Here is a 15,035-nt window from a genome sequence, read left to right as displayed (position 1 = left end):
ACGGCTGGTTTTTTTATTGTTAGATTATTTTTCGGATTCAAATTCACTCACAAAGTGAAGGGTAACATTCGGGTATTTCTGTTGAGTCATCTGTAAGGTGAAGGCAGAATCTGCAAGAAATACCAACTGTCCGCGTTTGTCCTTCGCCAAGTATTTCGCCTTTACGCGTTTGAAATCGGCAAACTCATCGCTCTTCGAATCTTTTGGTTCTACCCAACAAGCTTTGTGCACATTAAGATTTTCATACGAACACTTCGCGCCGTATTCATGTTCTAGTCGGTATTGGATTACTTCAAATTGAAGCGCTCCCACCGTTCCGATAACCTTACGGCCGTTTAATTCCAACGTAAATAACTGCGCAACACCTTCATCCATCAACTGATCAATACCTTTATTAAGTTGCTTACTCTTCATAGGATCGGCATTGTTGATGTATTTGAAATGTTCCGGTGAAAAACTCGGGATTCCCTTGTATTGCATTTCTTCACCTTCTGTAAGCGTATCGCCAATTTTAAAATTGCCGGTATCGTGAAGTCCGACAATATCACCCGGATAGGAGACATCTACAATTTCTTTTTTTTCAGCGAAGAAGGCATTCGGACTAGAAAATTTTAATTTCTTATTGTTTCGAACGTGAAGATAGGGGGTATTCCGTTCAAATACACCCGAGACAATTTTTACAAAAGCCAAACGGTCGCGGTGTTTTGGATCCATATTCGCATGAATCTTAAATACAAAACCTGAAAATTCCTTTTCATCGGGTTGTACCACACGCGTATCGCTTGCCTTCGGTCTTGGTTTTGGTGCTATTTCAACAAAGCAATCCAATAGTTCGCGAACGCCGAAATTATTCAAGGCCGAACCAAAAAATACTGGCTGAAGATTTCCCGCTAAGTAGGCATCCCTGTCGAAATCGGGATATACTTCAATAGCTAGCTCTAATTCTTCACGTAAAACATCTGCAGCTTTCTCACCGATAAGGGTGTCGAGCTCAGGGTTCTGAAGGTTTTCAATTTCAATCGTCTCTTCAATGTTCTTTCGGCTGCTACCACTGAAAAGATTCACATTGCGTTCCCATATATTATAAATACCCTTAAAGTCGTATCCCATTCCAATGGGAAAGCTCAGCGGTGTAACCGTAAGGTTCAACTTTTGTTCAATTTCATCCAACAGTTCAAAAGCATCCTTTCCTTCACGGTCTAATTTGTTGATAAATACAATCATGGGGATGTTCCGCATGCGGCATACCTCAACCAACTTTTCCGTCTGTTCCTCGACCCCTTTTGCCACATCTATCACGACAATTACGCTATCTACTGCAGTAAGCGTTCGGAAGGTATCTTCAGCAAAATCCTTGTGACCGGGTGTATCGAGGATATTGATTTTAATGTCTTTGTATTCAAATGCCAAAACCGAAGTGGCAACCGAAATACCTCGTTGTCTTTCGATTTCCATAAAGTCGCTCGTAGCACCTTTTTTAATCTTGTTACTTTTCACCGCACCAGCTTCCTGAATGGCTCCTCCGAAAAGCAATAATTTTTCGGTTAGCGTTGTTTTACCAGCATCTGGGTGTGAGATGATTCCGAACGTACGTCGCCGATTAATTTCACGTTTTATTGACATTTCAATAGTTTCTAAGAAAGGCTACAAAAATAGCTAAATCTTATGGTAATATGGGTGATTTGGTCGTATAATAGCAGTTTTACGATTCGTACAAATTAACGTTTCGCTAAAGCCTATAGATACTAGTACTACGTGTTAACACGTATATTTTATTCCTACAAAAAAATGATAAAAAACGGGTGTTTTTTTGTAGTTCACCGAGAATATCCTGCAATTCAACTAATACTTAGTTATTTGTAAAACCTTAACACTTTTTCCTACGTATATTTGACTGCCTTATCCCCGCAAATCAACAAACTTAGACCTACTGTTTTACAAGCTATTAAAATTAAATGCTTTATGAAATACATAATTTTTTCTATGTCTCACATTACTAGAGTTGTAGGAATTTTGGCGTTCACAGTTTTTATGTTAGGAGCTGCTGAAGTTACTGCACAATGTGAGGGATCTCTTTCAGTAGAAAAGAACCGGAACAGCCGATCGGCCGATGAAGATGGAGCCATGTTTTGGTTAGAATTGAAAAACACCTCATCCAGAAGTCAGACTTATATGTTGTCTTATGAGACGCTGAAAGAAGCCTGCGGGAACGCTGCTTATGGAGAGAGAGGGCCAAACGTAACCTTAAATGTTGCCATTGGTGAAGGACAACAGCGTTCGAACGGTTATACTGTACGTGCCGGCCAAACGGCTCGCGTTATGGTATTGGTTACGGTTCCAGAAGGAACGCCTATAAACCGCTGGAGTTGTATCGAAATGAAAGCTGCAACCGAGGCATGTACGAACTCCCCACTTACCACAACATTAAACGTATTCGTTCCAGATCCTTCTCAAGGATAGTTGGAGCCCCCACAATATTAAAGTAGGTTTCATCCTAAATAAGATTTTATGAAACGATTTTTACGATTCCCAACCATCATAGCGAAACATCCTTTTATCAAGCAACTTATCGTTGCCTTGATATTCGGTTTGGCAGGAACAACATTTGGGCAACAGGTGTCGGTTAACCAAACCGTAACGCCCGACCCAAACGATTGTAGCAAATTTGATGTCAATGTCGAAATTACAGGTCAAGGACCTGCCTCTCCCGTAGAGGTGGTCTTAGTTATCGATCGTTCCGGTAGTATGGACGATGGTCCTTTCCCGGAGCCTATCGATTACGCCAAGGATGCTGCCGTCAACTTTGTGCAGAATCTCTTCGACCCTGCAAACAACCCAACAGGTCAAAACCGAGTTGCCATTGTTAGTTATGCTACCACGGCTACCACGGATATCGGACTTACGGGGAGTAGTGGCGAACAAAGTGTTATCAATGCTATTAATGGAATCGTAACCAATGGTAACACCAATATTCAGAGCGGATTGGTAAAGGCAGATCAAATTTTGATCAATAACGCAACCTTCGATTGTAAGACATCTCGAAATATCATCTTGCTTACCGATGGTGTAACCAACCGTGATAATTCAGGAAATGCTTGTAGTAATAATGCGTGGAACACCATCTGTCAGCAGAACGCTATCCAGGCAGGTATTAATGCGCAAACTACTACTAATAATGGGGAGCAGTTTACCCAAAACGTGTTTAGTATTGGTCTTTTCAATGCTATTTCAGGCAACCAACAAAATATTGCCACCAACACTATTGATAATATCCAAAATGCAGGGTTGTTCACTACCGAAAGTGGGGCTGATCTTTCAGATATTTATGACGAAATACTCGGTAACTTGGCAGCTGCTGCTAGTCAAATAGGTAATAATCCGTTTTTTAAGAACATTCTAGAGCCTGGATTTGAGTATGTTTCTGGGTCTATTTCAGAATCTAAGGGGAATGCAACCTTCAGCGGAAATGTATTGTCGTGGTATGTGAATCAGTTGCTAACTGAAACTATTACCCTTGAATATACGATCATGGTAGATGGTTCTGGCGATGCTTGCGGCGACCAGAATACAGGTGTATCCTATTTGAAGTATAAGGATCCTGAATGTTCGGTTGTTGAAGATCAATTACCTGGAGAAGACATCTGCGTTCCTTGTAACGATATCGATCCGACCTTTAGTCGTCAGGATTGTACGAATTCTTTCAGCTATGCGGCAAACCCTGCTGGAGCTAGCTGTAGTGGGTCTTCTACATCCTATGCATGGGAGTTTTTCCTAAACGGAACGTCCGTTGGAACCGCAAACAATGAAAGCGGAACGTTTGTGTATAGTGGTGGACAGCCGCTGACAGGTGAACTAACTGCTGAAGTTACTGCTACCAATTCTTCTGGAGCATGTAACTTGCCTAGCGTTACTGAAACCATTTCCACGGGTCTTGCTTGCGATATTGAAGATTGGGCATTTGTTTGTGGCGATGATAAGAAAGTTGATGAATATGGATACAATGCAAACTGTAGTCAAAATACCAATATCACAATTCCAGATGCTGGAAACGTGTATCAATACGTAGTTGAAATTGTCTACAAAGGGAATAACCCGGGTGAAACACTTCAGTTTACAGACTCTAATAACGTAGTTCATACGTTGAACCGCTCGGTTCCTGTCGGAAGTAGCTCAAATATTTGGGTATACCGTGGATTGATTGAAGCGAATACGTCTTCGGTGAACTATACAACTTCTTCAGGTTTGGCTTGTAAGCTTCAATCTGTGGTAGTTTATGCGTTTAGAAATGTTCCGCTTGCTTCTTCTAGTTCAGGAGTTTTCAGTAGCCGAAGTGGCTATAACGATATTCAGACTATTAATGTTACAATACCTTCTTTCTCAGGTCCACGCGACCTCGTTATTGAAACGCCTGTTTCAGAATTGACAGATGATGGAAGATATTTATTGATTCGTGCGGAAGCAGGAGGAGTATCGAACGAAGTCATTATTTATGGGCCTGACAGTTCCTTGCCAGGTGGCTCTTGCTGTTTGAACATTCCATCCATAGTCTTGGATGATGTTCCTGGTAACGCTACTGATGTTACCATTACTGTAGATTCCCGAAATGGCCAAAACGGTCAGTCCGTAAACGGTCAGTCTTGGGTAATTGCTAGTGGGGTGAATGTAGATGGTGACTGTTTCTCTGAATTGGAGCTCTCACTAGATAACAAAGAAGATATTTTATGTAATGGCGATAATACAGGTTCTATTACCGTGGCTGTAGATGGTGGATTGGCACCTTTCGAATACAGCTTGAACGGTGGTACGCCACAATCGAGTCCTATATTCGAAAACCTTACGGCTGGAGTCTATACTGTAACGGTAACAGATGCTATCGGAAATACCGATTCTATCAGTGTTACTTTGGAAGAGCCTGAGCCAATCTCTATTCAAATTACAAAAGAGAATGCCTCGCAAACAGGAGGCTGTGCTAACGGTACTGCTACAGCCAACCCATCGGGTGGTGTAGCGCCGTTTACCTATCAGTGGAGTGCATCTGCCAGCGATCAAACTACCCAAACAGCTACGAACCTTCCATCCGGAACGCATACTGTTGTTGTAACCGATGCAAATGGTTGTACTTCAGAACAAGGAGTAGTAATCGACTGTGTTGATGACTGCGATGCCGTAATCTCGGTGGATAATGTAATGAATGTTCTGTGTGCTGGGGAACTAACAGGTAGTGCTACTGTAAGTGCATCTTCTGTTGCAAATCCTACTGCAACCTATACTTTTGTGTGGAACACTTCGCCTGTTCAAACGGATAGTGGCGTTACTTCTAGCACAATCTCTAATGTCGGAGCAGGAGTTTATACCGTAAGCGTAACGATTGATGGAGCACAATGTTTGCCAGTTGAACAAAGTGTTACTATTACGGAGCCTAACAATGCGCTAAATGTTACCGCTACTTCAACCGATGAAAACGGACCTGACACTAACGACGGAACGGCAACTGCCAACGCAACGGGTGGAACACCTCCGTATTCATATTCATGGAGTCCTGGAGGCGAAATTACCCAAACGATTACAGGACTTAGCGATGGAACCTATACTGTAACAGTTACTGATGCCAATGGATGTACGGCAACTGCTTCAACAACGGTTAATCCAGGAACTTGCCAGAACCTTACAGCTTCTACCACTTCTACACCTGTAACGTGTAATGGCGATAGCGATGGATCGGCAAGTGTATCTGTTTCCGGCGGAGTTGGACCATTTACGTATTCTTGGAGTCCAGGCGGTCAGACATCAACTACTATTACGGGTCTATCAGCTGGCACCTATACAGTTACTGTAACCGACGAGACCACACAGTGTACGGTTACTTCAACCACTACGGTTAATGAGCCAAACGCTCTGAGTTCAGGAATAGCTGTGACCAATGTGAAATGTTTCGGGGATAATACAGGATCACTAGACCTTACCGTAACAGGAGGAACACAACCGTACTCTTTCCAATGGGATAATGGTGAAACTACCGAAGACCTGTTCAACCTCGTGGCCGGAACGTATTCTGTAACGATTACCGATGCCAACGGCTGTACCACTACAGATAGTGCTACTGTTCAGCAGCCATCTGAAGGCTTAGATCTTACCTTCACAAAAACTGATGTATTATGTAATGGTGAATCAACCGGAGCTATCGATATTACAGTAACCGGAGGAACACAGCCATATTCGTATGCATGGAGTAATGGTGAAACTACTGAAGACCTTAGCGATATTCCAGCTGGATCTTACAATATTACGGTGACGGATGCCAACGGATGTACGGTTTCACAAACGGGCATCAACATTGATGAGCCTGCCAATCCAATAAGTATTGTAATTACTAAAGAAAACGCAACTACCGCTCAAGGTTGCACCGATGGTGAGGCTACTGCAACTGTTACTGGCGGAACAGCTCCGTACACCTATCAATGGAGTGCTTCAGCTGGTAACCAAACCACGCAAACCGCAATCAACCTTCCATCAGGCACGCACACCGTTCTTGTTACCGATGCCAATGGGTGTACCTTAGAGCAAGGTGTTGTAATTGATTGTACAAATACGTGCGATGCCGTAATTTCAGTAGATGATAAAACCGATGTCCTTTGTACAAGTGAAGAAACAGGAAGTGCAACGGTAAGCGCAAGCTCTAATGCAAACCCAGGTGCTACCTTCACCTTTACATGGAATACCGTTCCTCAGCAAATAGATGCAGGAGTTACGACAAGTACAATTTCTGGCCTTGCTGCTGGAGTCTATACGGTAAGCGTTACAATCGACGGAACTGTTTGTCAGCCAGTCGAGCAGAGCGTGACGATTTCAGAACCAGCGAATGCTTTGAATGTAACGGCTACTGCAACAGACGAAAGCGGGCCGACTACCGGCGATGGAACAGCAACTGCTACACCTTCTGGTGGAACACCACCATATACATATTCCTGGAGTCCAGGCGGAGAAACCACACAAACTATTACTGGATTGAGTGCAGGTAATTATACGGTAACGGTAACCGATGCAAATGGTTGTACCGCTACGGCTACTGTAACGGTAAATCCAGGTACATGTTTAGACCTGGCTGCTAATGCAACAGCTACTCCGGTTTCCTGCTTTGGAGGAAATGATGGAACGGCTTCTGTAAATGTAACGGGTGGTTCAGGCGATTTCAGTTACTCTTGGGCACCAAACGGTGAAACAACAACTACCATCACCGACTTAGTTGCTGGAGTTTACACTGTCACCGTAACCGATAATGTTACACAATGTACAGCAACAGCTACAGCTACTGTTAATGAACCGAATGATCTTACATCAGGTATAGCAGTTACAAATGTTGATTGCTTCGGAAATAATACGGGTTCACTTGACCTTACGGTAAGTGGGGGTACAGCACCATATACTTTTGAATGGACTCCAGGTGGTGAAACTACCGAAGACCTATTCAACCTAGTAGCTGGAACCTATTCAGTTACGATTACGGACGCTAACGGTTGTACCACTACGAATAGCGCTACAGTTTCTGAACCAGCCAACCCATTGGCCTTAACAATCACCGAGCAAAATGATATTGTGTGCGATGCTATCGGTTCAGTAACGGTTGAAGCTTCTGGTGGTACGCAGCCATATTCGTATAATATCGATGGCGGAGGGTTCCAAAGTTCTGGAACGTTCGGTAACTTAGAAGAAGGCAGCTATACAATTTCTGTACTTGATGCAAATGGTTGTACTGAAGAAATTACCGTTACAATTTTGAAAAACTGTACAGTTGCGATTGAAGACATCAACAATGCCTTTATTAATGAAACTGTTTCAGGAAATGTGTTGACAAATGACTTCGATCTTGAAGGTGATACGCAAACTGTAACATCTACTACCGTAACTACGGTTCAAGGCGTAACGGTTACAATCGATGCTACCACAGGTGAATACAGCTATACACCTCCAGTGGATTTCACAGGTGAAGATTCATTCGAATACACTGTGTGCGATAACGGAAACCCACAAGCCTGCGATACAGCTATCGTATATATTGAAGTAGTACCACAGGATGGTCCTGAAAATAACGCACCAATTGCAAATGCTGATACAAATGTTACGCAGGTGGATGAGCCGGTTTCAGGAAATGTACTTCCAAACGACTACGACCCCGACGGCGACCCTATCGCGGTGACGGGCAACACGGACCCATCGAACGGTTCGGTTGTGGTCAATCCCGACGGCAGCTATACCTATACACCGAATCCAGGTTTTGTTGGAGAAGATACCTTTGAATATACGATTTGTGACAATGGAAACCCAGCATTATGCGATACTACGGTAGTGACAATTCAGGTACTGGATGATGATGGAAACCTAACACATGCAGTCGACGATGCTTACTATACTACAATCGATCAAGAAATTAATGGAAATGTACTAGACAACGATGTAGATCCTGAAAATAATGATCAGACTGTCGATGTGGCGATAAGTCCATCAAACGGGCCATCGAACGGAACGGTAACGCTAAACGCAGATGGTACTTTCACATATGTGCCAAACCCAGGATATACTGGCTCGGATAGCTTTGTGTATTCCATTTTTGATAACGGTAGTCCAGTCGCGACCGACAGTGCAACGGTAGTAATTTTAGTAGGAACAATTGGAAACGAAATCCTAGCAATCGACGATATCAACGATACGTTCGTGAACTTGCCAGTGAGCGGTAATGTAAGTACTAACGATATAAATGCAGATGGTCCTGCAGGTACCGAGATCTATACCTTGGTCTCTGGCCCAACAAATGGAGGAACCCTTGTATTCAATCCTGACGGTACCTATACCTATACACCAGCTGCAGATTATACAGGGCAAGATACATTTGTATATGAAGTCTGCGACGGCGGCAACCCCGTTGCCTGCGACACCGCGACTGTTTACATCGAGGTGCTCCCATTGAACGGCCCCGGCAACGAGGCTCCGATCGCGAACGCCGACACGAACACGACCGAGCAGGACACGCCGGTCTCCGGGAACGTTCTCCCGAACGACTACGACCCAGACGGTGACCCTATTGCCGTAACAGGAAACACGGATCCTTCAAATGGTTCCGTGGTTATCAACCCTGACGGCAGCTATACCTATACACCGAACCCGGGCTTTGTTGGAGAGGATACGTTCGAGTACACGATCTGCGACGACGGCAGCCCTGCGCTGTGCGACACGGCGACGGTGACCATCCAGGTGCTCCCCGACAACGGGAACATCACGGTGGCCAACGACGACTCTTACAACGGTCTTCCGGACACGGACATCACTGGCAACGTGCTGGACAACGACTTCGACCCTGAGGGCGACGCCCAGAGCGTTGACGTCGGCACGACCCCGGTTAGCGGCCCGTCGAACGGTACGCTCGTGATCAACCCCGACGGCACGTTCACCTATACTCCGAATCCAGGCTTCGGCGGCACCGACCAGTTCGTCTACGCCATCGTTGACGACGGCAGCCCTGTTGCCACTGACACGGCCACGGTGTACATCACGATCTCCCCGGTCGGCGACGGTAACGACATTCTTGCGGTCGATGATATCAACGATACGTTTGTGAATCTACCAGTTAATGGCGATGTAAGCACTAACGATATCAATACGGACGGTCCAGCAGGAACCGAGACCTTTACATTGGTCTCCGGGCCAGCGAATGGTGGAGCCCTTGTGTTTAACCCTGATGGAACCTATACGTATACTCCTCCTGCAGATTATGTAGGGGAAGACACATTCGTATATGAGGTCTGCGACGGAGGCAACCCGGCGGCATGTGATACGGCTACAGTATATATTGAAATAGTGGATGATCCAATTATTGGAAATGATCCGCCAATTGCAAATGCTGATACGAATATTACGGAAGAAGGAACGCCAGTTTCAGGTAATGTACTACCGAATGATTTTGATCCAGATAACGATCCTATTACGGTAACCAATAATACTGATCCTTCTAATGGAACAGTTACGGTTAATCCTGACGGCAGCTATACCTATACGCCTAATCCAGGCTTTACTGGGGAGGATACCTTCGAGTATACAATCTGCGATAATGGTAACCCGGCGCTTTGTGATACGACAATCGTAACAATTCAAGTTATTCCTGATGCTGGAAACATAACAGTTGCTAATGATGATGCGTATTATGGTGAGATTGACCAATCTATTACTGGCAATCTACTAGACAACGATTTCGATCCGGAAGGCGATGCTCAAACCGTAAATGCAACAAGTCCGTTAAGCGGTCCGTCAAATGGAACCGTAACCATTAATCCAGATGGAACATTTGAATATGTACCGAACCCTGGATTTACAGGAACAGATCAATTTGTATACGAGATTTCTGATGATGGGACACCAGGAGCTTCCGATGTGGCTACAGTGTATATCCTTATCGAGGAAACACCGGCACCTGCTATCGCAATTGTAAAAGAAGGTGAAGTAACCTATGCCGATGGAAATTGTGCGCAAGTTGGAGACACGATACTATATACATTCACGGTTTCAAATCTTGGAAATGTCCCACTCGGAAATATCCAAATTACAGATCCATTATTACAGGCACCCAACCCGGTAGTCGATATTACCTATGTATCAGGCGATACAAACGGTAACGATCTTCTGGAAGCCTCAGAAACATGGATATATACTGCAACTTATATGCTTACTCAAGTAAACATTGATGCAGGTGAAGTGATTAATCAAGCCACTGTAGAAGGTACTGATGACGATGGAACGATTGTTTCAGATCTTTCCGATGAATCCAGTACAAGTGAAAATGACGAAACTATTGTTGAAATCTGCCGAAATCCTGATGTTGAAATAGTAAAGACAGCAGAATACAACGACGGTGGCGATTGTAGCGATTCAGGTGAAACGATTACGTATACCTTCACCGTAACCAATACTGGTAATGTAACATTATCCGATGTAGTGGTAATCGATACACTTCTAGGTGGTGAGGTACCGGGTCCAGATTCTGGCGATGTTGATGGCGATGGACAATTGGATGTAGGTGAAGTTTGGATTTATACAGGAACATACACTATAACTCAGGAGGATATTGATGCAGGTGAAGTAAATAACACCGCAATGGTAGATGCCACTTGTCCTGCTGGAAGTACTTCTCAGGATAACGATCAAGTAACAACTCCGCTATGTCAGAATCCAGACATCGCTATCGTGAAGACGGGCGTGTTCAACGACGGCAACCAGGACGGCTGTTCCGACGTTGGTGAGACGATTGCCTACACCTTTACGGTGACCAACCTCGGGAACGTGAGCCTTGCAAATGTGGTCGTTGACGATCCGCTGCTTGGCGGCCCGATCGCGGGACCAGACAGTGGTGATGCCGACAGCGACACCGAACTTGACGTGGACGAGACATGGACCTACACTGCAACCTATACGGTTACACAGGATGATATTGATGCTGGTGGCGTGATCAACCAGGCGACCGCCACGGCGGACGATCCTGCCGGCAACCAGGTGAGCGACCTGTCGGACGACACCAGCGAGCTTGAGGACGGCGAGACCGTGACGGAGCTTTGCCAGTCCGCGGACATCGCTATCGTGAAGACGGGCGTGTTCAACGACGGCGACCAGGACGGTTGCTCGGACGTTGGTGAGACGATTGCCTACACCTTCACGGTGACCAACCTCGGGAACGTTAGCCTTTCCGATGTGGTCGTTGACGATCCATTGCTGGGCGGCCCGATCGCAGGACCAGACAGTGGTGATGCCGACAGCGACACCGAACTTGACGTGGACGAGACATGGACCTATACCGCGACCTATACGGTTACACAGGATGATATAGACAACGGCGAGGTCGTGAACCAGGCGACCGCCACGGCGGACGACCCTGCCGGCAACCAGGTGAGCGACCTGTCGGACGACACCAGCGAGCTTGAGGACGGCGAGACCGTGACGGAGCTTTGCCAGTCCGCTGACATCGCGATCGTGAAGACGGGCGTGTTCAACGACGGCGACCAGGACGGCTGTTCCGACGTTGGCGAGACGATTGCCTACACCTTCACGGTGACCAACCTCGGGAATGTTAGCCTTTCCGATGTGGTCGTTGACGATCCGCTGCTTGGCGGCCCGATCGCGGGACCAGACAGTGGTGATGCCGACAGCGACACCGAGCTCGATGTAGATGAGACATGGACCTACACCGCGACCTATACGGTTACACAGAACGATATTGACAACGGCGAGGTCGTGAACCAGGCGACCGCCACGGCGGACGACCCTGCCGGCAACCAGGTGAGCGACCTGTCGGACGACACCAGCGAGCTTGAGGACGGCGAGACCGTGACGGAGCTTTGCCAGTCCGCGGACATCGCTATCGTGAAGACGGGCGTGTTCAACGACGGCGACCAGGACGGTTGCTCGGACGTTGGCGAGACGATCTCCTACACCTTCACGGTGACCAACCTCGGGAACGTGAGCCTTGCAAATGTGGTCGTTGACGATCCGCTGCTTGGCGGCCCGATCGCGGGACCAGACAGTGGTGATGCCGACAGCGACACCGAACTTGACGTGGACGAGACATGGACCTACACTGCAACCTATACGGTTACACAGGATGATATTGATGCTGGTGGCGTGATCAACCAGGCGACCGCCACGGCGAACGATCCTACCGGCAACCAGGTATCAGATCTATCTGATGACGACAGTGAGCTTGAGGATGAAGAAACCGTAACGGAACTTTGCCAAGATGCGGCAATTGCAATAGTGAAAACTGCAGAGTTGATTGAGCAAGGAGAATGTACTCAAGTAGGCGATACAATAGAGTATACCTTCACTGTAACAAATGAGGGCAACGTTAGTCTTGCTAGCATTGTAGTAGACGATCCATTCCTTGGTGGACCAATTGCGGGACCAGACAGTGGTGATGCCGACAGCGACACCGAACTTGACGTGGACGAGACATGGACCTACACTGCAGCCTATACGGTTACACAGGATGATATTGATAACGGAGAGGTTGTGAATCAAGCAACTGCAACTGGAAACGATCCTGCAGGTAATCAAGTGTCAGATCTATCTGATGATAACAGTGTAACAGAAGATGATGCAACGGTTACAGAGCTTTGTCAAGAGCCAATTATAGCAATTGTGAAGCTAGGAATATTTAATGATGAAGATCAGGATAAATGTTCAGATGTTGGTGAAACGATAAGCTACACCTTCACAGTAACCAACCTTGGAAACGTTAGCCTATCGGCTGTAGAAGTTACAGACGTATTGTTAGGTGGTGTGATACCGGGACCAGATAGTGGTGATACCGATAGTGATACGGAACTTGATGTAGATGAAACGTGGATCTATACAGCAGATTATACGATTACGCAAGCGGATATCGATGCAGGTAATGTTACGAATCAGGCAATGGCTGAAGCTGTTGCTCCGAACGGAAATACAGTAAGCGATATGTCTGACGATGATAACCCATTCGAGGACGATCCAACCGTAACGGAACTATGTCAGGATGCTACCATAGCATTAGTGAAGACCGGAGAGTTAGTTTCTGATAGCGAATGTGCTGAAGTAGGAGACCTTATCGAATATACCTTCACCGTATATAACCTTGGTAATGTTACGTTAACGGATATTACCGTTACAGATCCATTCTTAACAGTTGTTGGAGGACCGATAACGCTGGCTCCTGGAGCTACAGACGCAACCACTTTCACAGGAACGTATGTCATCACGCAAGATGATATCAATAATGGTGTGTTTGTAAACCAAGCGACCGCTACAGGTACCGCTCCAAACGGAGATACGGTGACCGATTTATCTGATGATAATAGTGAGTTAGAGAATGATCCAACAGAAACGGAGCTTTGTCAGGAAGCATTAATCGCTCTGATCAAGATTGGTACTTTAACTGATGAGGATGAAGATGGTTGTGCCGATGTAGGTGAAACAATTCTGTACGAATTCGCAGTAACCAATTTAGGTAACGTAGACCTTACCAATGTAATTGTTACCGATGATATGGTAGCGGTAGATGGAGATCCGATTGCAGTATTGGTGGCAGGAAGTACAGACGCTACTACCTTCAGTGCTATATACACAATTACGCAGGAGGATATCGACAACGGATTTGTTGAAAACCAAGCTGAAGTAGTGGGTACTACACCAAGTGGTGATATGGTCATGGACTTCTCTGACGACAACAGCAATTTCGAAGATGATCCAACTATCTTAGGATTGTGTCAGGAGTTGAAAATGAGTGTAACCAAAACAGGTGTATTCAACGATGAGAATGGTGATCAGATACCACAAGTAGGGGAAACTATTTCCTATGCTTTCAGTGTTTCGAATACCGGTACGGTCACGATCTATAACATTACACTGGAAGATCCGCTGCCAGGTATTGAAGTATCGGGTGGACCGATTGCTGAGTTGGAACCAGGTGAAACGGATAACACCACTTTCACCGCAACCTATGCTATCACGCAAGAGGATATAGATAATGGTGAAGTTGAAAACCAAGCACTTGCTTCAGGTACCGATGTAAATGGAAACATAGTGGAAGACCTTTCAGATGATCCTAACAATCCGGATGATGTGGATGCCGACGGCGATGGCGACCCAGACGATCCTACGATCACGTTCTTGCCGAATGTTGAAGCTCCAGACGATTTTGAAATCTTCAACGGAATTACTCCAGATGGAGATGGATTGAACGACTACATGCGAATTGAGGGTATTGAAAACTATCCGAATAATAACATGAAGATCTTCAACCGATGGGGTGTACTTGTTTGGGAAACCGATGGCTACAACAATGACAATAATGCCTTTGAAGGTGAATCTAACGGCCGAGCGACCATTCAATCTGGAGAAGAACTTCCAACAGGAACCTATTTCTATATACTTGTCCGTACCGACCAGGATACAGGTGAAGTATTGAAGAATAACGGATACCTATATATCAATAGATAAAAATCAAAAAAACCTCCCAGGCGCTA

The 15,035-nt window shown here is 45.7% G+C and carries 3 protein-coding genes; 2 read left to right on the top strand and 1 reads right to left on the bottom strand.

What is annotated here, in order from left to right:
• Positions 1-24: 24 nt before the first annotated feature.
• Positions 25-1,623: a peptide chain release factor 3 gene (locus I4Q58_RS02160; protein ID WP_203293253.1), complete on the bottom strand. Its 1,599-nt coding sequence runs from the start codon at positions 1,621-1,623 to the stop codon at positions 25-27.
• A gap of 339 nt (positions 1,624-1,962) precedes the next feature.
• Here I4Q58_RS02160 and I4Q58_RS02155 point away from each other — a divergent pair, with 339 nt between their 5' ends.
• Positions 1,963-2,460, top strand: coding sequence for a hypothetical protein (locus I4Q58_RS02155; protein ID WP_203293251.1), 498 nt, complete (start codon positions 1,963-1,965; stop codon positions 2,458-2,460).
• A 48-nt stretch (positions 2,461-2,508) separates the two neighbouring features.
• Complete coding sequence (locus I4Q58_RS02150; protein WP_203293249.1) at positions 2,509-15,009, top strand: DUF7507 domain-containing protein; 12,501 nt, start codon at positions 2,509-2,511, stop codon at positions 15,007-15,009.
• The last annotated feature ends 26 nt before the right edge of the window (positions 15,010-15,035 follow it).

Source organism: Luteirhabdus pelagi (assembly GCF_016827595.1).
Lineage (GTDB): Bacteria > Bacteroidota > Bacteroidia > Flavobacteriales > Flavobacteriaceae > Luteirhabdus > Luteirhabdus pelagi.
This window is presented reverse-complemented; position numbering and strand designations above follow the sequence as displayed.